Annotated in this window: 17 protein-coding genes; 12 read left to right on the forward strand and 5 right to left on the reverse strand. The window is 45.0% G+C overall.

The genetic code is table 11. The features are described 5' to 3' along the window. The first annotated feature begins 1 nt into the window (after position 1). The 12 genes from BMY11_RS21280 to BMY11_RS21335 all read left to right on the forward strand — a co-directional run bounded on the left by BMY11_RS21280 (position 2) and on the right by BMY11_RS21335 (position 15,400). A complete protein-coding gene (locus tag BMY11_RS21280; protein WP_090580995.1) occupies positions 2–1,306 on the forward strand; it encodes a hypothetical protein in 1,305 nt (434 codons plus the stop codon). Between the two features lie 18 nt (positions 1,307–1,324). Then, positions 1,325–2,485: a glycosyltransferase gene (locus tag BMY11_RS21285; protein ID WP_090580997.1), complete on the forward strand. Its 1,161-nt coding sequence runs from the start codon at positions 1,325–1,327 to the stop codon at positions 2,483–2,485. Positions 2,486–2,544: 59 nt separating this feature from the next. Then, positions 2,545–3,474, forward strand: a complete 930-nt coding sequence (locus BMY11_RS21290; RefSeq protein WP_090581000.1) for an ATP-grasp fold amidoligase family protein — start codon at positions 2,545–2,547, stop codon at positions 3,472–3,474. A gap of 32 nt (positions 3,475–3,506) precedes the next feature. Beyond that, positions 3,507–4,727: a glycosyltransferase family 4 protein gene (locus BMY11_RS21295; RefSeq protein ID WP_090581004.1), complete on the forward strand. Its 1,221-nt coding sequence runs from the start codon at positions 3,507–3,509 to the stop codon at positions 4,725–4,727. Further along, the gene (locus BMY11_RS21300) at positions 4,724–5,827 is read left to right on the forward strand and encodes a glycosyltransferase family 4 protein (RefSeq protein WP_090581007.1); all 1,104 of its coding nucleotides are present in this window, start codon (positions 4,724–4,726) and stop codon (positions 5,825–5,827) included. Before BMY11_RS21295 ends, BMY11_RS21300 begins: the two co-directional genes overlap by 4 nt. A gap of 75 nt (positions 5,828–5,902) precedes the next feature. After that, positions 5,903–6,514, forward strand: a complete 612-nt coding sequence (locus BMY11_RS21305; protein WP_256217680.1) for a serine O-acetyltransferase — start codon at positions 5,903–5,905, stop codon at positions 6,512–6,514. Between the two features lie 135 nt (positions 6,515–6,649). Continuing rightward, on the forward strand, positions 6,650–8,134 hold the full coding sequence (locus BMY11_RS21310; protein ID WP_090581010.1) for a lipopolysaccharide biosynthesis protein: 1,485 nt from the start codon (positions 6,650–6,652) through the stop codon (positions 8,132–8,134). 100 nt (positions 8,135–8,234) lie between these two features. After that, on the forward strand, positions 8,235–9,407 hold the full coding sequence (locus tag BMY11_RS21315) for a glycosyltransferase (protein WP_090581014.1): 1,173 nt from the start codon (positions 8,235–8,237) through the stop codon (positions 9,405–9,407). A 72-nt stretch (positions 9,408–9,479) separates the two neighbouring features. Then, positions 9,480–11,447: an asparagine synthase (glutamine-hydrolyzing) gene (asnB, locus tag BMY11_RS21320; protein ID WP_090581017.1), complete on the forward strand. Its 1,968-nt coding sequence runs from the start codon at positions 9,480–9,482 to the stop codon at positions 11,445–11,447. 100 nt (positions 11,448–11,547) lie between these two features. Next, on the forward strand, positions 11,548–12,915 hold the full coding sequence (locus BMY11_RS21325; protein WP_090581022.1) for a UDP-glucose dehydrogenase family protein: 1,368 nt from the start codon (positions 11,548–11,550) through the stop codon (positions 12,913–12,915). Beyond that, the gene (locus tag BMY11_RS21330) at positions 12,896–13,927 is read left to right on the forward strand and encodes an SDR family NAD(P)-dependent oxidoreductase (protein ID WP_090581025.1); all 1,032 of its coding nucleotides are present in this window, start codon (positions 12,896–12,898) and stop codon (positions 13,925–13,927) included. Before BMY11_RS21325 ends, BMY11_RS21330 begins: the two co-directional genes overlap by 20 nt. Before the next feature lie 90 nt (positions 13,928–14,017). Beyond that, positions 14,018–15,400, forward strand: coding sequence for a sugar phosphate nucleotidyltransferase (locus BMY11_RS21335; protein WP_090581028.1), 1,383 nt, complete (start codon positions 14,018–14,020; stop codon positions 15,398–15,400). A gap of 113 nt (positions 15,401–15,513) precedes the next feature. Here BMY11_RS21335 and BMY11_RS21340 read toward each other — a convergent pair whose 3' ends face one another. The 5 genes from BMY11_RS21340 to BMY11_RS21360 all read right to left on the reverse strand — a co-directional run bounded on the left by BMY11_RS21340 (position 15,514) and on the right by BMY11_RS21360 (position 22,325). Next, on the reverse strand, positions 15,514–16,023 hold the full coding sequence (locus BMY11_RS21340; RefSeq protein WP_090581031.1) for a VanZ family protein: 510 nt from the start codon (positions 16,021–16,023) through the stop codon (positions 15,514–15,516). A gap of 38 nt (positions 16,024–16,061) precedes the next feature. After that, positions 16,062–16,274, reverse strand: a complete 213-nt coding sequence (locus tag BMY11_RS21345; RefSeq protein ID WP_256217681.1) for a helix-turn-helix transcriptional regulator — start codon at positions 16,272–16,274, stop codon at positions 16,062–16,064. Between the two features lie 284 nt (positions 16,275–16,558). Beyond that, positions 16,559–19,855 carry a hypothetical protein gene (locus BMY11_RS21350; RefSeq protein ID WP_090581034.1) on the reverse strand — a complete coding sequence of 1,099 codons (3,297 nt, stop codon included), beginning with the start codon at positions 19,853–19,855 and terminating at the stop codon, positions 16,559–16,561. Beyond that, positions 19,852–21,267: a glycosyltransferase family 2 protein gene (locus tag BMY11_RS21355; protein ID WP_090581037.1), complete on the reverse strand. Its 1,416-nt coding sequence runs from the start codon at positions 21,265–21,267 to the stop codon at positions 19,852–19,854. Before BMY11_RS21355 ends, BMY11_RS21350 begins: the two co-directional genes overlap by 4 nt. Then, positions 21,264–22,325 (reverse strand): HEAT repeat domain-containing protein, encoded by a 1,062-nt coding sequence (locus BMY11_RS21360; RefSeq protein WP_090581040.1) that lies wholly within the window; start codon positions 22,323–22,325, stop codon positions 21,264–21,266. The genes BMY11_RS21355 and BMY11_RS21360 overlap by 4 nt, the downstream gene beginning before the upstream one ends. Positions 22,326–22,330 lie beyond the last annotated feature (5 nt).

The raw sequence follows: 22,330 nt of genomic DNA on the forward strand, positions 1-22,330 counted from the left end.
TATGAAGCATAACGAGATGAGTATTAATTTGAAAGGAATTCTATTTACCGGCATTGTTGTGCTCATGCTGATCAGTTTAATCCTTCCAGGAATGACGGGGTCATGGACTAGAAATGACGCTTGGAAGGCATATACGTACGTCTTTCATTATTCAACGCTTACAACATTATGCTCATATATGGCGACCTGTTTAATTTATCTACTGCTGCTTGTTTGCATCTGGAGTAATCACGCAAAAGGAAAGGCTCTTTTATTTATCTATTTAAGCACGCTTGTTTTTATTGTATGGACATTATTTACAATCTACGAAGCGAGCTTTCAAGCCATGCTTTTTGATGATGCATCGATCAATATGATTCTGGTTCCTCTCTTCTATTTACTTGGTTATGAGAAGAGTATTTTTGAGAGCGCCAGGAGAATGATGCCATATATCCTCGTCCTCATGTGCGGATTGATTTTATGGAGCTGTGCTTCTTTTATTATGCAATTTGGTGTATCTACGGAAACAATAGACTCCCCTAGCAAAGAAATGTTTGCTGTCGCAATAAGCGCATATTGGTGTTATTCGCTTGGTACGCCTGACAACAATCGTTTCCATAGATCCTTTAAATATGTGCTAGGCATTTGTTTGTTAATTTGTGCGTTTCTGATTCGTTCCAGAAGCTGGGTTATTCAATGTGTGTTACTCCTATATGCTATGTCCACCAATGGTTCTGGAAAAAAGGCTGCACGTCGGAAAGTACTTGCGGTTTTCAGTGTCGTACTCGTGTTTGCCCTCATTATTTATATGCTGCCTAATGTCACAGGGGCTCTATTTGACCGCGCCAATGAAGATACGAGATCCGGGCAGTATGAAATTTTCTTCTCGCAAGTAGAGCCAGCCAGTTTGATATGGGGGCAAGGATATAATGCCAGCTACAGCTATATAGGAAATGAAAACTATAGATACTTTGATAACCAATTTATCTACATGATGTTTCATTATGGAGCTCTTCCCGTTCTTTGTTTGCTTGGTGTGATCAGCGGTCTATTTAGAAAAATAAATAAGGATCATCTTACTGCGGAAGAGAGAGCCTATATAATCGGATGCCGGATGATGAGCTTCTTCTTCTTGGCAGCTTTAGGCGGGTTGTCCGTATATTTCAAATTCGGATGTAATCTTAGTACATTATTGGTATTTATCTTTATTGGGCGAGGGCTTGAAATGATGAGCGAATCAAGGAAGCTTCAGAATCATAACGAGCTGCAAGTTTTAAAGCTACCAGTGGCAAAGAGCGTCATTTATCTTGATAAAATAACGGGCTAATTTATTGGAGGAACTGTAATGAAGAAGAGAGTGTTTCTTCATGGACTATGTAATTATCCTCGCGGTTCAGCCAAGGCTAATTATATGCAATATTTATCCATGGCGTTGAAAGAGGCGGATTATGATGTCTACCTGAATTCAAACTTAAATGATGAATTTAAGCTCCTGGAGCAAGAAGGCATTCTGGAATATAACGGTGTTAAGCTCATTCCATTCAACATGTCGAAGAATAAAATTTTAAACTTCTTAGAACGTTATTTGAGAGGGCATATCGTCGTCAATATGTTGAAGCAGTACAATATTACAAGAGAAGATATTGTAATTCTAATTTCTCCAGATGTACACGTTCATCGCGAGGTATTAAATTACAAAAAGAAAATTGGATTCAAGACCGTTAGCTGCCCCTTAGAGTGGTTCCCTATTAGCCAATTTAAGTCAAGACGTGAATGGAAGGCGAATAACGCATATTTTGATCGTTTTTTACCTCGACATGACTTACTCTTTCCCATCTCAACTTATATTGAAAACCATTTGACGAAGAAGGACTGTAAGACGATGTGCTTGCCGATTATGGCAGATGTGCAGGAACATCCGGTCGGCACGAAGTCATTTGATAAAATCAAATTCGTTTTTCCGGGTAACGGGATGATGAAGGATGCAATTGAAGTTATTCTTAAGAGCTTTAGCCGGCTTGCTTCTGATGACAAGAGGCGGGTGGAATTACATTTATGCGGCATTAAACTGGAGCAAATTGAAGCAATATTGACTTTACAAGAATATGAGAGTCTTAAAAGTGTACTCGTCATACACCAATGGATGCAGTACAAAGAACTTATAACGCTATATCAGGCTATGCATTTCTTAATCCTGGCAAGAGAAGAGAACCAAATGACGCTGGCGAACTTCCCAAGCAAAGTTCCGGAAGTCATGTGCTATGGTGTAATACCGATTGTATCTCGCGTGGGTGATTATACCAAATATTATCTGGAGGATAACGTGAACAGCCTGATCTTTGACGGCTGCGAGATCGACCTGTGTTTGGACAAAATAAATCAAGCGTTGTCGATGACGCAAAGAGAGGTGGCAGAGTTATCTGTTAGGTCAAGGGAATGTGCCGAGAAAAAATTCGATTATCGAAATTGGGTTGGAAAGATTCATCATGCACTTGAAAGCTTATAACGATCATGAAAGAACTCGTCTTCATCGAAGACGGGTTTTTTATTTGGAGGTGAAATGAATTGACGATTAAAGAATTCGTGAAGAGGAGTCCGATCTTATACAACGCGTTTAAAGCAGCACGAAACACAAGGAATTCAATTTCCAATTTAGTGCCTGATGAGCCCTATATCAAAATGCAATACAGAAAGCAAATGGGCAAAAAAATCGATCTGAATAATCCTCAAACATTTAATGAAAAAATTCAATGGATGAAGCTGTATGATCGAAATCCTCTAATGACGAAGTGTGCGGATAAATATGAGGTCCGGAGCTATGTTGAAGAGAAGATCGGTAAAGGAATTTTGAATAAGCTTTATGGCGTATACGAAAAAGTAGAGGATATTGATCTATTGGTGCTACCGAATTCCTTCGTTATTAAGGTTAATCACGGCAGCGGACAAAATATATTATGTCGAGACAAGACCCAAATGGATTTTAATAAAGCCTTCTCTCGAATCAAGGATTATATGAGAACCAATCATTATCATTATGGCAGAGAGTGGGCCTACAAAAATATAAAACCATTAATCATCCTAGAAGAGTACCTCGATGATCATGGTCGTCCGCCAGACGATTACAAGATTTTATGTTTTCATGGTAAACCGGAAATTATCCAAATCGACCTGGATCGTTTTGGAGACCATCGGAGGAATTACTACAACGTCGATTGGACTCAGATGGACTTACAGTTTATTAAAAATAACTCTTCAGAAGAAGTGCCTAAACCGCAGCATTTGGATGAAATGCTAAGCTATGCTGCAGCGCTGGCTGAAGGATTCCATTTTGTAAGGATCGATTTCTATAATTTTGATGGCAAACTTTATTTCGGAGAAATGACCTTCTATCCGAATAACGGCATTGGCACCTTCTACCCTGTGGAGAATAACAATATGATGGGCAACAAACTAAAATTACCTGCTCGCAATGTTACTTCGATTCAGCAAACTTAATCGCAAGTTGACGAAATAGGGAGGAAAATCAGTTGAAAATTTTGCAAGTCAACAAGTTTCTCTACTGGTTCGGCGGCAGCGAGACGTATTGCTTCAAGCTATCGGACCACTTAGTGAAGCAGGGGCATGAGGTGCAGTTTTTCGGCATGGATCATGCTCGCAACGTGAAGGGCAATGCGCTCGGGCTTAACGTTTCCAACGTAGAGTTCAAGAAAATGTCGATTAATAAAATCAGCTATCCTTTTCGCATTATCTATTCATTTGAAGCCAAGAAAAAAATCAGGCAGGTCATTGAAGAGTTCAAGCCGGATATCATTCACCTAAACAATATCAACTTTCAGCTAACGCCTTCGATCTTGTATGAAATCAAGAAGCATAACATACCCGTTGTCATGACGCTGCATGACTTTCAACTCGTATGTCCGAACCACATGTTGTACCTCGAGCATGAGGCACGCATTTGCGAAGATTGCAAAGGCCGCAAATATTTCAGTTGCGTGACGAACAACTGTTTACATGACTCCAAAATAAAAAGCATGCTGGCCGCGTTTGAAGGCTACTTGCATCACAAGCTCAAGTCTTACGACGATGCGATTGACATGTTCATTGCACCGAGTCGGTTTCTACATAATAAGTTTGTCGAATTCGGAGAGTCGGCCAGCCGTATTAAAGTCATCTCAAACTTTATCGATCAGCCGGCGCCGACCGGAGCAACGGTAAAGGGCGACTACATCCTTTATTTCGGTCGGCTCTCCGTGCAAAAAGGAATTCGGACGCTCATGGAAGCGATGAAGCGGTTGCCGCATCTGAAGCTGGTCGTGGCGGGCGAAGGGGATCTGGAGAAGGAAGTGGCCGAAGTACCCAACATTGAATACGTCGGCTTTCGCACGGGGGACGAACTAAACGACTTGATTAAAGGTGCGCTGTTCACGATTTATCCATCGGAATGGTACGAGAATTGCCCGATGTCCGTGCTGGAATCGCAAATGTACGGCACGCCGGTAATCGGCGCCAATATTGGCGGTATCCCGGAGTTGGTCGACGATCGAATCGACGGCTTGCTGTTCTCGCCTGGCGACGTGGGGCAGTTGGTCGATAGCATTCGTTATCTGTACGACAACCGGGACGTGCTCACGGAATACACCCGGCGCTGCGTCGTGAAAGTTCAGAAGTTCTCCATTGATCGGTACTACGCCGAGTTAATGACCGTGTATGAGAGTGTGCTGCGTAAAGTGAAGGAGGCGGGAGCATGAAAGTTGCAATGATCGGACAGAAAGGCATTCCGTCCCGCGCTGGGGGAATCGAAGTGCATGTCGAGGAGCTGGCGAAACGGCTGGCCGGCCAAGGATGCGATTTGATCGTGTATTGCCGGGAAGGCTACAGCGACGCTCTGAACGGCGAACCGATTCAAAGTTTGCGAGTGCAAAAGACGAGTTCGATCAAGTCCAAGCATCTAGACGCCATCTCGCACACACTTTCTTCGACCATTCATGCGTTATTTGCCAAATGCGATATTTTTCACTATCACGCATTAGGACCATCCACCTTATCGTTCATTCCGCGGCTGTTCGGCAAAAAAGTCGTGTGCACCGTTCACGGGCTGGATTGGCAGCGGGCCAAATGGGGCAAGCTCGCAACTACCTACTTGAAATTCGGTGAATACGCCACAGCGAAGTTCTCGCATGAGACCATTACCGTATCTGACGCCTTGGTCGATTATTACAAAAACAAATACACGCGTGAAATTAACTACATTCCTAACGGCGTCGAGAAGCCGACAAACCTTTCGCCAGACATTATCCTCAATAAATACGGGCTGGACAAAGACAGCTATGTGCTTTTCCTAGCTCGCCTTGTCCCCGAGAAGGGAGCGCATTATTTAATCGAAGCGTTCAAGTCGCTGCCTCCGGGCAAGAAGCTCGTTATTGCCGGGGGATCGAGTCATAGCGATGAGTATGCCGAAAGTCTCAGACGGTTGGCAGCAGACCGCGATGATATCGTTTTCACCGGATTCGTAACGGGAGATGAGCTGAAAGAACTGTACAGCAATTGTTACTTGTATGTGCTTCCTTCCGATATTGAAGGTCTCCCCATCAGCTTGCTGGAAGCGATGAGCTACGAGAACTATTGCCTGACCAGCGACATTGCGGAGAACGCCAACATTGTCGGAAAACTCGGTGCTACCTTCGCGGCGTCCAATACGGCAGATCTGGCAAACAAGCTGCGGTATTTGCTTGACCACCCGGACGTTGTACAATCCAGCAGAGCCAAGACCAGGGAATACGTCATACAAAAATACAACTGGGACGATATTTGCCAGTCCACGCTTAACGTGTACAAGAGGTTGGGATAACAGAGTGGCGGCAAATTAGCGGCAATGGGGATGCTTACGCATCCCTTTAAGCCTGTCCATTTAAGGAGAATCTAAATGAAAGAATTTATCGCGGTGATTAAAGAGGATTGCGCGATGTATAAGCGGATCGAGGAGCGAAAGAACACTTTCGCTAAAGTGTTTTTATTCTCCCCAGGCTTTAAATACATTTTCTTTTTGCGCCTGTGCGCGTTCCTCAGACACAAGAAGCCGATGCTTTTCTTCATCCCGCTATACCTCATTACTCGCTTCATTCTCAAACACTACTCTTACAAATTCGGCATTGATGTGCCCTATTACACACGGGTTGGCAAGGGCTTTTATATCGGTCATTTCAGCTGCATCTTTGTTAATCCAGCAGCGGTGATCGGTGAGCATGTGCTAATCAGCCAAGGCGTCACCATTGGTAATACTTCAAAAGGCGTGCCGACCATCGGCAATAACGTGTATATCGGCGCTGGTGCGAAGGTAATCGGCCCCGTGAAGATCGGGAACAATGTGGCTATTGGCGCGAACAGCGTCGTCACGAAAGACGTACCTGATAACTCGGTAGTGGCTGGTGTTCCTGCACGGATTATCAAGTCGAATGAGAAGGTTGTCGCATTGCCTACAAATCCATTGGAGGATGATAAACATGAGCAAAAACTTAGAGCTAATGACATTCGATGATAAGACGCCGGTTGGCGTGAATGGAGCTGGCAGGTCGATACCGACTTCGGTTAGATGACGATGCGGAAAGCAAGCGATGGTGGAAGAAAGTGAATTGATATAGGATTTCCAAAACCAGAAAGTAGTGGGGATAGCATGAGCGATAAAAGTCTTAAAGATAAGGTGTTTTCTGGGGCGCTCTGGGCATTTGGCGAGCGGGTGATTTCACAGGGAGTTTCATTTGTTCTGTCCATCGTGTTAGCACGGTTGCTTATGCCCAGTGAGTACGGCGTAATCGCTTTAGTTCTTGTTTTTACGAATCTAGCCAATGTTTTTGTGGCAAATGGGATGGGTGAAACACTTATCCAAAAGAAAGATGCAGATGAAACAGACTTCTCTTCCCTATTCTACGTCAGCCTGATCCTTTCCATAGGGCTTTATACGATTTTGTTTTTTTTAGCACCATACATAGCCATGTTTTATGATAATTCTAAGTTAGTGCCGGTACTGCAGGTGATTGCACTTATCCTGCCGCTCTCGTCTGTGATTACTATTCAACAAGCCTATGTATCCAAGCAAATGATGTTTAAAAAGATGTTCTTTGCGACAATAGGAGGCACTTTAGCTTCGGGTTTAATTGGTATCTTTATGGCGTACCTCGGATTTGGTGTATGGTCCTTGGTAGCCCAGTACTTATTTAATGCGGTCGTTAATACCATTGTGCTCTTCTTTATTGCACAATGGAGACCGAAGTTGTTATTCTCAATGAACTCCGTTAAGAAACTCGTTGGATTTGGGTGGAAACTTGTAGGTGCTAACTTAATTAATACTTTCTATGGAGAGTTAAGAAGTTTAATGATTGGTAAATTGTATACGACGACTGCTTTGGCTTATTACAATAGAGGTAATCAGTTTCCTAGTCTTCTGATTACTAGTATAGATACAGCGATTGGTAAAGTGTTATTTCCAGCGATGGTGGAAGTAAATAACGATATAGGTCATATAAAAACGGTAACCAGGCGATCTATGAAGATTACAGCTTACTTAATTTTACCGCTTATGATTGGCTTAGTAAGTATCGCCCATTCACTTGTACTGGTCTTATTAACAGAAAAATGGATTGCGTCTGTACCATTCTTACAAATCTGTTGCGTTTACTGGTTATTCCAACCTATGCAAACGGCTAACTGGCAAGCCATTAAGGCCTTGGGAAGAAGCGATATGCTTGTGAAATTGGAGATTTACAAGAAAATTATTGGTGTATGTCTACTTCTAATAAGTATGAATATAAGTGTTTATGCGATCGCAATATCAAATACTGCTTTTGCAGGTATTTCAATGATAATCAATATGCTGCCGAATAAAAAACTGATAAATTACTCGATGGTAGAACAAATTCGCGACTTAGCACCTTCATTATTATTAGCGCTTGTAATGGGAGGGAGTATCTATACGATTTCATGGGTAGCAATTCCAACTATCTCAATTCTGCTGTTACAAATTATATGCGGTGCAGTCATCTATCTCGGGGCTTCACATTTATTTAAAATTGATAGTTATGTCTATTTATCGAGTATAATAACGACAAAGTTACGTAGACGAGGACTAAGAACATTAGCAGAGGGGGCTCCGAATGTTTAAGATCGGAGTAGCAGGAGCACGATATGTTGGTTCTGGTGCGGGTGAAGATAATTTTATATCGCTGAATCGCTATATTTAAGTGAATCATGGGGGGAACATATTGAAAAAAAGAATTTTTCTACATGGAGGATTTTTAAATTATCCTCGCGGATCAGCAGCGTCAAATTATGTGCAATATTTTAGTCAGGCATTAAAAGAAGCGGAATACGATGTATACGTAATAACAAACATAAACGAAGAATTTAAGCTTCAAAAGCAGGAAGGTCATATGTCATATAAAGGAATTAAAATAATTCCATTCAAAATGTCTAAAAATAGAATTCTACGAAAACTAGAATTTCACTATTTACAAGGGCATCTCTTAATCAATATCTTAAAGAAGTATAAGATTACAAGAGAAGATATTGTATTAATATATTCTTCAGATTCAGATTTATTCGTTCATCGTGAGATTTTAAAGTATAAAAAGAAGATTGGCTTTAAGACAGCAAGCGGTGTTGCAGAGTGGTTCCCTAATAGTATATTTAAGTCAAAACGTGATTGGAAGGCATATAATATTTGTTTTGAACAGTATCTACCACAACATGACTTGATTTTCCCCATCTCTACATATATTGATAACTATTTGACTAAGAAAAAATGTAATACAATGTGCTTACCTATTATGGCGGACGTGCATGAATATCCAAAAGAAATTAAATCTTTTGATAAAATCAAGTTTATTTTCCCAGGAAATGGGTTGATGAAGGATGCAATTGAGGTCGTTCTGAAGAGTTTTAGTCAGTTGACTTCGGATGAAAAAGAACGGGTAGAGTTACATTTATGTGGAGTCAAGCGAGAGAAAATTGAAGAGGTATTGACTTTTCAAGAGTACGAGAATCTTAAAGAGATACTCGTAATACACAAATGGATGGAGTACAAAGAACTAATAAAATTGTATCAGGCAATGCATTTCTTAGTGTTGGCTAGAGAAGAAAATCAAATGACCCTAGCTAATTTTCCAAGTAAAGTTCCAGAAGCAATGTGCTATGGTGTAGTACCTATTGTATCTCGCATTGGAGATTACACTAAATATTATTTAGAAGATGATGTTAATAGTCTGATCTTTGATGGGTGTGATATCGATTTATGTTTAGAGAAAATCCATAAAGCCCTGTCTATGACACAACAAGAAATTTTGAAATTATCATTAAAAGCAAGAGAATGTGCTGAGAGCAAATTTGATTATAGAAATTGGGTAGGGAAAATACATCATGCACTTGAGAATATTTAGGTGAGCATACAATGAAGAAGGGTCATTCAACAATTTTCAACAATTAGCTTAGTCAAAAAGGGAGCTATCCTTATGTGCGGTATAATCGGTTTTTTTTTAAAGAACGAAAAGTATTCATCCGAGAAGTTTGCCCACATCTTAAAGAGTATGACGGATCCGATCTATCATAGAGGCCCTGATGGTGAGGGTAGCTGGATTGATGAGGAGGCAGGAATTGCACTGGGTCATCGGCGGCTTTCCATTTTGGATTTATCGCCCGAGGGACACCAACCGATGTTAACAGCGTCCGGGCGATTCTGTATCATTTATAATGGGGAAATTTATAATTTCACCGATATCAGACGTGAGCTGGAGGAATTGGGCTGCAAATTTCGGGGTCATTCGGATACGGAAATTTTGCTTGCAGCTATCGAGCAATGGGGTGTAGTTAACGCTGTAAAAAAAGCTACGGGTATGTTTGCGGCAACTGTGTTCGACAGAAGAGAGAAAAAGATCTATTTGTTTCGGGATCGCATGGGCGAAAAGCCATTATATTACGGATGGATGGGCGATACGTTCCTCTTTGGCTCGGAGCTGAAGTCGTTGCGGAAGCATCCTGCTTTTCGAGGCGATATTGATCGTGACGCGTTGGCCCTTTATCTCAGGTATAGCTACATTCCTGCTCCATACTCCATATACAAGGGCATTTTTAAGTTGCCTCCGGGCACAATCGGCACGTTGGATTTAATGAATCCGGCCAAGGAGATCAATCTAATAGAATACTGGTCAGTCAACGATGCGGTTGTCAAAGGAATGGATGATCCCTTTACAGGCGCAGATGAAGAAGCAGTAGAGGAACTAGATCGTTTGATAAGAAATTCTGTACGACGACAAATGCGGGCAGACGTTCCTTTAGGAGCCTTCCTATCGGGGGGGGTTGATTCTTCCGTCGTTGTCGCCTTAATGCAGCAACAAAGTAAACAGGCCGTCAAAACATTCACCATCGGATTTAATGAAGCTGGGTATAATGAAGCCGAACATGCCATGGCAGTGGCCCGTCATCTTCAAACCGACCATACTGAATTATACGTGACACCGAATGAAGCTTTAGCTGTTATCCCGCACTTGCCTCAAATGTATGATGAACCGTTTGCAGATGCTTCCCAGATTCCGACTTTTTTAGTATCGCAACTAGCTAGACAAAAAGTTACGGTTAGTTTATCAGGTGATGGCGGTGACGAATTGTTCGGAGGGTATTCCCGTTACTTTGAGGCTATGCGGGCATGGGGCAAAATTGAAGTGATCCCTAGGCCAGTTAGAACCATGATAGCATCCTCAATGAAGTCCATTCCTCCGCATCTATGGGATCATACTGGTGTTTTCTTGCCTGGACAAGGAAGAAGACCTGGCGATAAGATTCACAGGATTGCCGATGTGCTGTCGTTAAAAAATGGTCAGGAGCTATATCAGCGATTAATATCCCAATGGAATCCTTACGAGCTAATTATATCTGGCTCGGAAGTCCCGACCTGGCCCTTTAGTTCGCCTCAAATAGCCAATTATACAGAATGGATGATGTATAAAGACAGCGTTAATTATTTGCCTGACGATATACTTGTAAAAGTCGATCGTGCCGGAATGGCGGCTAGTTTAGAATCTAGAGTGCCTATGCTGGATCATCAAATTGTAGAATTTTCATGGCGTCTGCCCTTGTCGATGAAAATAAGAGATGGAAAAGGCAAGTGGTTACTTCGGCAAGTTCTTTATAAATATGTGCCTCCAAGTCTAATTGACAGACCCAAGATGGGATTCGGCGTTCCTATCGATCATTGGCTGAGAGGCCCCCTTAAGGACTGGGCAGAATCTTTATTATCGCAAGATCTTCTTGAGCAACAAGGATTCTTTCAAGCCGAACCTATTCGTAAAAAATGGAATGAGCATCTTTCCGGCCGTAGAAATTGGCAGTACGCGCTTTGGCCAATTCTTATGTTCCAATCGTGGCTAGAAAGTAACGGAAATAAAGGTATTGATGTAGCAGTACCGGAATTATCAATTTATTAGGGATAAGGATAGGTCTTGTTGTGTTACTCTGTGAATAATACCGTAGAAGACACTTTCAACTTAATTATGATGATATCAATTAAAGTGGTGGTGAGGCAAAATGAAAATTGCAGTAGCAGGAACTGGATATGTCGGCCTAGTTGCAGGTGTATGCTTAGCAGAAGTTGGACATCAAGTGACATGTGTAGATATTGATGAAACTAAAGTCAAATTAATGGAAGCCGGGGTTTCCCCGGTTTATGAAGCCGGGTTAGAAGAGATGATGCAGAAGAATTATAATGCAGGGAGATTAGCTTATACTACGGATTACAAAGCGGCATACCGAAATGCAGATGCAATCTTCATCGGTGTAGGAACTCCGGAGCAGCCTGATGGCTCTGCTAATCTTTCTTACATTGCAACGGTCGCCAAGCAAATCGCGGAATCTGTGGAGTCGGATTGCTTGGTTGTCGTGAAGTCAACAGTTCCGGTTGGCACAAATGATAAAGTTGAACAGTTTATCCGGGATTTTCTGGTCAATGATGTTCGAGTTGAAGTCGCATCCAATCCCGAGTTCTTGTCACAAGGCTCAGCGGTACAAGATACGTTGCACGCGGAGAGAATTATAATTGGAGTCGAGAGCAAATGGGCTGAAGAGATGCTGAAGCAGATCTATCAGCCCTTTCAATTGCCTATTGTTTCCGTAAATCGAAGATCGGCTGAGATGATTAAGTATGCCGCTAATAATTTCCTTGCGCTTAAGATATCGTATATGAACGACATTGCCAATTTATGTGAATTGGTAGGCGCCGATATCCAGGATGTTGCAAGAGGCATGAGTTATGATGAGCGGATTGGGGGTAAGTTTCTAAATGCCGGTATTGGTTATGGCGGTTCATGCTTTCCAAAGGATACCAAGGCGCTTGAGTATATAGCCAGACAAAAAGGATATGAGTTAAAGACGGTGAAAGCCGCCATTGATGTCAACAAGGAACAAAAAACGATACTTTATAAGAAAGCTAGTCAAAGACTGATTACCTTTAACGGTCTTAAGGTGGCTGTTCTAGGCTTAACGTTTAAGCCCGGAACAGATGATTTGCGGGAGGCTGCATCACTGGAGAATGTTCCTTTGTTATTAGCGCAAGGTGCTGATATCTATGCATATGATCCCGTGGGCGTGGATAACTTTGCAAAGGTGCACCCTGAAGGCAAGAATGGTAGAGGCAGTATCACTTATGTCGATCATATCGAGCATGCACTAGAGGGTGCGAACGTTTGCTTTATATTTACGGAATGGGGAGAAGTAAAGGCTTTGCTTCCAGAAGCTTATAAGAAGTTGATGCGAACACCGCTTGTCTTTGACGGAAGAAATATGTATAGCGTTGCGCAGATGCAAGAGGCAGGTGTAGAGTATCATTCTATTGGAAGAAAATCTGCAAGTAAAGAGAGAATGAAGGAGTCGAAGAACATTGACTTACAATACTCTTGATAAAGGTAAAACCTACCTAATTACCGGAGCGACAGGGTTTATTGGCTATTATTTATCCAGAAAATTGTTAGAGCAGGGCTGCCGTGTAATTGGAATTGACAATATGAATGAATATTACGATGTAAACCTTAAATATTCTCGCTTAGAGCTGCTGAGGCCTTACAAGAGGTTCACCTTTATTAAAGGTGATATCTCAGATAAAGCTATGATGATGAATGCGTTTGGCGAATATAAGCCTCATGTTGTGGTGAATCTAGCAGCCCAAGCCGGTGTAAGGTACTCCATTGAGAATCCGGATGTTTACATGCAGAGCAATATCATTGGCTTCTTCAACATTTTAGAGGCATGCAGACATCATCCAGTAGAGCATCTCCTATATGCATCTTCAAGCTCTGTCTACGGTGCTAATCAGAAGGTTCCATTTGAGGAATCCGATCCGGTTGATCAGCCGGTATCACTCTATGCGGCAACCAAAAAGTCAAACGAATTAATGGCTCATACGTACAGTCATCTGTATAAGATTCCTGCAACGGGCTTACGTTTCTTTACTGTATATGGTCCATTGGGGCGTCCTGATATGGCGTACTTTGGGTTTACCCAGAAGTATTTCGCAGGCGAGCCAATCAAGATCTTCAACAACGGAGATTTTGAGAAAGACCTGTATCGTGATTTTACATATATTGATGATATTGTGGAAGGGATTGAGCGCCTGCTCAGTCACCCTCCAGTGGAGCAGGAGAAGGCTCCTCATAGAGTGTTTAATATCGGCAACAATAGCCCGGAGAAATTGATGACCTTCATTGAGACGCTAGAGAAATGTCTGAGTCTTTCATTAGACAGGGAAGTGTTATTCGAGAAAGTCTATGAACCGATTAAACCTGGCGACGTTCCCGCAACTTACGCATCAACGGAGTTATTAGAGCAGATCGTAGAGTTTAAGCCGAAGACTTCAATTGAAGAAGGTTTGCAGAAGTTTACGGATTGGTACTGCGAATATTATAGGTTAAATTAACTCACACAAAGGGAGTGGCTGCTTGCAGCCGCTCCTATTTTATTCCGTGAAGAAAGCGTTTCGTTGTACAGAGAGAATGGAGGAGTGAAAGTGAAGCTCATTTTATTGTCCGGCGGATCAGGAACGAGGTTGTGGCCATTATCCAACGATGCAAGATCCAAGCAGTTCCTCAAAGTACTGGAAAACGAAGATCAGCAGTTAATATCCATGGTACAGCAGCTATGGGGGCAGCTTAAACAAAGCAAGCTGAGCGAGGATAGCTATATTGCAACGAGCCAAAGTCAGGTGGAGATGATGCAAAGCCAGATCGGAGCAGAAGTGCCATTAATTATCGAGCCAGAACGCAGAGATACGTTTCCTGCGATTGCTTTGGCTGCGGTATATCTTTACTCGGTTAAAGGGGCTAGTCTGAGTGAGACGATAACCATAGTGCCGGTAGACCCTTTGGTAGAGAATAACTTCTTTGAAACTGTAAAGGAACTGGAAGAAGTACTAAACGAATCAGAAGCCGATTTGGCGTTGATCGGGGTTAAGCCAACGTATCCATCGTCAAAGTATGGATACATTATTCCCGAAATAGAAGAAGTAGAGGAAGCAGGCAAAGGCGGATATAAGAAAGTCAGAAGTTTCCGCGAGAAACCGACCGAAGCAGAGGCGGAGGAACTGCTCTCACAGCAGGCACTATGGAACTGCGGAGTGTTCGCATTTAAACTCGGGTACCTGATTTCACTTCTAGAACAACTGAATATGCCGATTCAATACGATGAACTGCGGAAGCAATATCATGTACTCCCTAAGATTAGCTTTGACTATCAAGTTGTGGAGAAAGCGAATAACATCGCAGTGATTCCCTACGCAGGCTGCTGGAAAGACCTCGGAACTTGGAATACGCTGACCGAAGAAATGAAAAATAAGCAAATTGGTAAAGGAATCATAAGCGAAGATTGCCATAATACACATTTAATTAATGAAATTGATATCCCCGTTTCTATTGTCGGCTTATCGGATATCGTTGTCGCAGCTAGTCCCGATGGGATACTGGTCTCGAGTAAGAGTGCGAGCACCAGAATTAAGAATTATATCAATTATAATCAAGCTCCGAGGTATGAAGAACGCAAATGGGGCTGGGTAAGAATTCTGGACGACCAGATCTATGAGGATGGCCGGTGTGTAGCAACCAAACGCGTGGGAATCCGGGCTGGGGAAAACTTGAGTTATCGCATGCATACCTACCGGGAAGAAGTATGGACAATCGTTAACGGTGAAGGGGAATTTCTGCAGAACGGCAATTATATGAAGGTAAAGGCAGGCAATATTCTTCATATTCCAATGAAAACTCTCCATACGTTAAAGGCGACTGCAGATATTGAGCTCATTGTCGTTCAGAGCGGTCTATATCACGAAGAGAATCGGATCGTCGAATTATACAGCACATGGAAAGAAATCACGGAGAGCTGCTTGAAAACTTTATAAAGCGCGTATGACGGTATCATAAATAGGGTTTAGGCTTGTATGCCTAACCTATTTTATGGTGCCGGGCTTTTTTTTTGCACTATTGAGTTTCCAAAATAAAAAGAAGCCGGCTCTCACAGAGCAGACTTCCTTCTGATGCTTATTTTGATCCATCTGATTAGCAGCAGGGCGATGATCAAGAATATCAATCCGCCTGTCACATCGACGAAAACATCCAATATCGTGCTTGTACGCTGAGCCGTATACTTTTGATTCCATTCATCGAAACAAGCGATGCAGGCCACGACCGCCAAGGAAGCTGCAGCACCGCGTACTGCCTTGAATCGAAATGGAATGAAAGCGACGTACATGACTATCGCAAACATGCCGTATACAAACAGATGAGCGCTCTTGCGGAAGATGAACTCCATAAATTGAAAAGGCTGCTGCTTAGCCGATATGGCGGAGTGTAAATAATGTATCGTGATATCAGGGAGCAGTTTCCTCCAAGTATCTTCGTTCAAGTGGCGCTCGAGAAACGGGATAATGGTCTGTTCCTTATAGGGCTCCGAAGAAAAGTGGAAGATGAGCGCAACCCACAGGAAGGCAGGGACGAAGTAAAGGAATGATCGTGATAATCTAATTTCTCACACCTCTTCTGGATCATGGTGACCGCTGCTTTTTATTGAACCCTTTTCTGAGGGTTTATGATTTGCTCGACGGATACATTAAATGTATCCGCTAATAAGACGATAAAGTCTAGCGGTGGCTTCCTTCGGTTCTTCTCATAGTGAGAGAGAGTCGATCTGGAAATGCCAAGTGTCTTTGCTAGTTCCTCTTGTGTAATTTCTCTTTCTTCTCGTAGTTCTGCGATTGATTTGCCGAGATGTAGCACCGATTGGATCCCTCCTACTTCAGCCAATTGTACGAAATAAGGATTATTTAAGGTTGATTCGGTATAATTAAAATTCCCCAGTTTACAATACTCATTGTATCTATCAATATACTATGATACTAAACGTATCATGTCAATCTGTTTTTTACGATTGATTAAAATAATTTGTGATTTCAACGCTTCAAAAGATACGTATTGTATCCAAAAACAAAAACCCCGCATACCGTTCATCCCGAATGAACGTATGCGAGGCTGCTCTGCTCGGCGAGGTGTCCCTCGCCTTTTTAATATTTCGCGTATTCCTTCTGAAGCACCTCATACGACTGCTTCAGCCGCTCATGATAAGCGGGCAGGTTCCACTCGCCCCACTGGAAGAGCTTCAGCTGTGAGGGCGTAACCGGCTCGTCAGTCTTCAGCTCCGGCAGCGTACTCAGCTTGCTGCTACCGCCGCCGTTCTGCTCTACAACGAGCATATGAAATCCATTCGTCGTCACGCTTGACTGATAACCTTTGCCGGATGCCCACAGATCGCCTGTCATTTCGTGCAGGCTTGGGTCCTTCGCGTTAAGCATCAGCCAAGGGATGCGCAGCTCAATGATGCCCAGCTTCTCATTCACCTTGTAGTCGGCGAGTGAGTTGTAGTCCGCTGACCGCGTGTTGCTGTTGCCTTCCTGCAGTAATCCCGTATGGTACGACTCGAACGGGTAATTGAGCAGCTTGCCATTTGGCAGTACCATCCGCGATCCCTTATTCAGTACAAGCCGAATCGGATTGTACATGCCATTGTTCTTCGTGCTCACACCAGCCACTGCAGGGATCAGCTTCTTCAAGTGCGCATAATCGTAGTAGAATGTATCGTAGTAGCTGTCCACGAACGTCTCCGCATAGCTCGCGCTTGCGAGGTCGATATAGAAGTCGAACCCGACTTGATTGGCAAGCGGAATGCCCTTAGGCAGCTTCGTATTCCCTTGTCCTGGCACCGTATCGAGCATAATTGACGTATGGATGTCGTCAGCCGACAACTTCCCGTAATCGAGGCGCAAGTACACATACTCCGAATCATTCGTCATATAGAGTGCTTTCAAGTTCTGCTTGCTGTCTGCCGCCTTGTAGATGGGGGCCAGATGCAGCGCATCCCAATCGAGCGTATCACCATCGACGTCGATCGGCACCTCATTCATGCCGGGATCGAAGGAGAGTAGGCCAAAGTATTGCTCGTTCGTTTGAACGTTCGACCAGAATGGGCGGCGATGCGCATTATCGTACTCCATCGTGTTCCACGTCCGCTTGAACCATTCATCCTGCCAGGAGAAAATCATTCCCCCCATGTACCCTTCACTCAGCATATCCTCATACAGTCCAGCGATAAGCTGCCCTTGTTCCTGCTCCGAGTGATGCCCCTGATCCTTACCGCTCACATTGCGATGCGTCATGCCCCTCGAGCTTGGAATACCGAACTCCGCCACCAGAATAGGCAGTCGGTGTACTGCCTTCAGCGCGTGCAAATAGCCGGCATAGTTGTTCTTCGTACCCGATTGGTCCTCGTAATCCTTATATTCATTGTTCATGAAATCCGGATAATACGGATAGATGTGGTAAGAAGCGAAGGAACCCGGATAATAGCTTTCCTTCGTATAAATATGGTTCGGGTTCACCACCGACATATCTTCTTCCGCGAACGATTCCAGCGGATGCTTCAGCATATCTGTCGTCGGCCAGTTGGTGAAGCTGAGCGCATGCTGCACGTGGTAATGATCCTGCTCATACGCCGCCATGTACTCCATGCCCTGCGCGAGCCAATTCTCGAACGGCGAAGCGCCTTTCGTGTACATATACCGTCCGTCAAAAGGTTGCTTATGCGCCGTTTGTTTATTCGTATCCGCCACCGCATGAGGGTCCCATTCGATGCCGAGAATCCAGCCGAGCAGGTAAGGGGAGACGTCGTAGGTGTAGCTGCCATAGGCATGGCCAGCCTGTTTCGGCAGGTTCGCTTTGCCGTGCACGGCGTTTACGACATCCACGATCTCCTCGTGGAACGGTTTCATCACCGCATCTGAGTATGCATTGCCGGACGAGACGAGCGCGTCTTCGAGCACCCAAGCGCCATGGAACAAGTAGAGCGGCTTGTCCGTCGTCTGATTAAACGCATACAGCGCTTCATAGAATGCAGGCGGCTGCAGCGTATAGACGCGGATCGCATTCGCATTCATCGCTGCGATCTGCTGGAACCAACGATAATATTCATCGCGGCCGATGGCGGCATTTCCCGGGAAAGCTCCGGGCTTGCCCATTCCGATGTTCACCCCTTTAACGGTGAAGTTCGTCCATTTGCCATTCTTCAGCGTTTGCAAATGATCACCGAACATGCGAGCCGAATACGACGTATTACCGGCACTGAGCTTCTCGACCTGCGGCGGCGTTACAGCCGGCTTCGTCATACCGTGGTCGATGATCGCCTTCATGAGCGGAATGTATGTATCCCAGTAAAACGCATCCTCGGCTTCGTGCCAAGTCGGCAGCTTGCGGAGCGCCGTCTGAATCGAGCTTTGATAGATCGACGGAAGGTCCGTATTGAGGGAGAACTGCCCGTTGAAATAATACGTGCCATACCGCTCATTCTGATGATGAATAATGGCAGGCATCGTCATCGGGATGTACCTGCGGCTGAGCTTCTCCCGCCCGGAAGGCGAGAGCGCAAGGGTATAGCTCGCTAGCACTTCGCGTTCATCGGCTGGCTTAATCACATCCACCCAACCGGAATACGCTTGATTCCCCTTCGCTTTCCCTATCCCTTTCTCCGAAAGTCGCAGCTGTTGCTCGCCTTCCGTTGTGTAAGCAAAGGCCGGTGCGCCGCCAGTCAAATCCGCTTCCGTCAGGACGAGATTCTCCTCTGTAAATTCATTCATGAACAGATAGCCGCCGCCCTTGTAGGTCCAGCTGCTCCCGCTTGCTTTTGCGACACTAGCCTTTAGCTTGTTCGGCACTTCAGTACCAGCGAGGTCTGCCACGTACTTATAGGACCAGCCATCCCAAGTCAGATTCAGCAGGCTGTACATACGCACGCGCAGCTCAGGCGTCGTCGGCTTGCCAAACAGATTACGTTCAGCGATGAGCGTGCCGCCCTTCGTTAGCAGCTTGCTGCGAATCGGCTCGAACTCCGCTATCGTCATGCCGCCGTATAAGCTTTTACTCTCTGAAGGTCCCGGCTCTCTGCCGGTATATTCCTCTTTGTCTACGCCGTACATGCTCGCCAGATAGATAAGATCATAGCTGTCGATTTGGTCAGGAACGGCATCGATACGGTACTTTTCGTCACCGAGCGGTTTGAAGCCGAAGTAGTCGCTTGAAGGACGATAGGCTTTGCCCGAAGACTGTACGTATTTTGCATTGTTCAGCATCCAGGTCAGCCCTGCGTGGTTCCGGTAGGAGCTGTCCGGTACCGTTTTGTCCACGATCAGCACGTTCAGCTTATGCTCGGATTTCAAATACCAGCTCCAGATCGGCGATGAGACGACCAAGAGGCCGATGGTCACGGCAGCAGCCATGAGCCATCGGCGATTAATTAGGTCCAGCTTCCTCATGATGAGATTCCTCTGCGTTTCATTTCTCCCCAAGCGGAGTAGCCAAGGAAGAATTGGAATATGCCTTCAACGCGCCAGAGCACCGTTAACGGACGGTACCAAATAATTTCGGTTAAGGAATAGAGATACAGCTTCAGGACATCCTTCTTATTGGAGTATTTCTGCAATCCCCATTCTTCCAAGATCAGCGCGAGCAGCGAGATTAACGAGCCATAGAGCAGAAAAGCCAAGAACAGCATGACCGCAAATTCAATCGAGATGCCGCCCATAAACAGAGACAACACGATGAACATATAGCCGCAGAGCTCAACAACAGGTCCAAGCAGCTCGATGATCCAGAAGTAAGGAAACACAATGAGTCCGATGTAGCCATACCTCGGATTCAGCGTCATTCCCCGATGCCTCCATAAGCTCTCAAGCAAACCGCGATGCCAACGGTTACGTTGTTTGCGCAAATCGGCTGCCGTCTCTGGAGCTTCTGTCCAGCATACCGGATCTGCTGTGAATGCAATCCGTTTGTTTGATCGCCGCTTTTTGATGAGCCGCTGCAGCCTGACAACAAGCTCCATATCCTCACCAGCTGTCTTCGTGGAATAACCGCCAGCAGCTACGACCCACTCCTTCGAGAACACGCCGAAAGCTCCAGATATGACGAGCAGCAAATTATAGCGGCTGAGACCGACTCTGCCGACGAGGAAGGCGCGTAAATATTCAACGACCTGATAGATGACAAGCGGCTTCGTAGATAGCTTGATCTGTTTCACGCTGCCCATCTGAATGGTATTTCCGTTCGCGATTCGCACTGAGCCGCCGGACGCGATGACGTCTTCATTCGATGTCATGATCGGCTTCATGATTTTCACAAGCGCATCCTGTTCAAGAATAGAATCTCCATCAATGGAACAAAAATACGAATATTTGGCATAATTAATGCCGGCGTTCAGGGCATCGGCTTTGCCGCCGTTTTGCTTGTCCAGCATGTACAGATGCGGCAGCAGCTGCGATTGATAGACCTCAGTGACCGATTCCGTAGCAATCAACTGCTGAGCATTGCGTTTAATAGGCACCATCTGAAAATGCTCGATCACCTGCTTGCGCATGCCATCATTCGAGCCGTCGTTCACAACAATAATCTCGAATTCCGGATAGTGCAGTCCGAGCAGGGAGCGGATGCTCTCTATGATACCCGCTTCCTCGTTATGAGCAGGTACGATGACCGATACGGGCTTCGTAAATGCGATGTTGAGCAGCGCTTCATGCGAGCGGAATCGGTTCAGCTTGTACTCGCGGCGCATGGACATGAAGGAGAAAAGAAACATGGTCAGGTAGAAAGTGGTCGCGAGGAGCATGAAGGAGAGAATGAAGCGGCCATAAATGCCGATAACGTCGGTCCAAAGTGTCGCCGCACTCATCCGGGATGAAGTCCTAGCGTTTCTTTGGCGATATCCCGGGCGAACCGGTCATGATCATGCTCAGCAATATGCATTAACAATTGCTTCCCCTCCTTCATGTTCAGCAGCGCGCCGGCTGCTTGTGTTCGTACCCACCATGAGCGGTCTTTGATCAGCTCAGTAAGCGGTGCTACCAGCTCCGGTTTTCTTAGCGCTCCGAACAGCTTCGCGGTCATGGCCCGCTCCTCCCAGCTGCTGGAAGCGGCGAACTTGCTGTATTGCTCCGCGCGCTCTGTGAAGCCGAGCTGTGCGATGGATTTCAATAGCTTAATGCGCAGCTCAGACGATTGGCCAGCTGGTTCTGCAATGCGGAATAGCTGCTGCTCCAGAAAGTCGAGCTGCTCATATTTGTTCAGAATGCCGATCATCTCAACGAAGCTGTGCTGAATCGGCATTGGCAGCTCATGGAATTGCGCCAATGCTTCATCGAACTGGTCATTTGTCAGCATGGACAGCAGCTGGCGGTAATTGAATGCCTTCAGATCGCCTGGCAACCGAATAAGACTCTGTATGAAACTGCTGTTCCGAGAATGGATGAGCAGCTTACAGATTTGATAATGCTCCTGCGCGGTACATTTTGGACTGTTCATCAGCCATGTAATGTCTTCAAACAGGTTGTCCATGCCGAACACAGAAGCATGGTAGAGCGCATTCATCCGTATGCTCCACTTACGGCTTAGCAGCATCTCTCGATAGGTGTTCGTAAAATGAGCCTCAGCGAATTGCTTCGCCCGAAGCTGAATCTCATCGCTATGCGCGATTTGCAAGTAATCGCTCAGCAGTTTCTCCGCTGCGGCGAACGTTCGTCTGTTATGAGGCACGAGTGCCCGGCTGGTCCCGCCTTGGGTCATGTAAACATACATGAGCGTGCTATTCTTCTGCGCGAAGCTGTTCATATAGCGCGTAAGCCGCATGTCGCGTGCTTTTACGATTGTGATATAGGCGAGGACGAGACTGCTCAGAACGAGCAGCGACACCGTGAATATAGCAAGTGCAATTACTGCATGACTGGTATACATCTACT

The sequence above is a fragment of the Paenibacillus sp. OV219 genome (genome assembly GCF_900110075.1).
GTDB lineage: Bacteria > Bacillota > Bacilli > Paenibacillales > Paenibacillaceae > Paenibacillus_Z.

Bases quoted from the DNA above. Each gene is read 5' to 3' on its own strand.
- BMY11_RS21280 (WP_090580995.1), top strand. From the start codon at position 2: ATGAAGCATAACGAGATGAGTATTAATTTGAAAGGAATTCTATTTACC.
- BMY11_RS21285 (WP_090580997.1), top strand. From the start codon at position 1,325: ATGAAGAAGAGAGTGTTTCTTCATGGACTATGTAATTATCCTCGCGGT.
- BMY11_RS21300 (WP_090581007.1), top strand. From the start codon at position 4,724: ATGAAAGTTGCAATGATCGGACAGAAAGGCATTCCGTCCCGCGCTGGG.
- BMY11_RS21305 (WP_256217680.1), top strand. From the start codon at position 5,903: ATGAAAGAATTTATCGCGGTGATTAAAGAGGATTGCGCGATGTATAAG.
- BMY11_RS21310 (WP_090581010.1), top strand. From the start codon at position 6,650: ATGAGCGATAAAAGTCTTAAAGATAAGGTGTTTTCTGGGGCGCTCTGG.
- asnB (WP_090581017.1), top strand. From the start codon at position 9,480: ATGTGCGGTATAATCGGTTTTTTTTTAAAGAACGAAAAGTATTCATCC.
- BMY11_RS21325 (WP_090581022.1), top strand. From the start codon at position 11,548: ATGAAAATTGCAGTAGCAGGAACTGGATATGTCGGCCTAGTTGCAGGT.
- BMY11_RS21350 (WP_090581034.1), bottom strand. From the start codon at position 19,855: ATGAGGAAGCTGGACCTAATTAATCGCCGATGGCTCATGGCTGCTGCC.
- BMY11_RS21355 (WP_090581037.1), bottom strand. From the start codon at position 21,267: ATGAGTGCGGCGACACTTTGGACCGACGTTATCGGCATTTATGGCCGC.
- BMY11_RS21360 (WP_090581040.1), bottom strand. From the start codon at position 22,325: ATGTATACCAGTCATGCAGTAATTGCACTTGCTATATTCACGGTGTCG.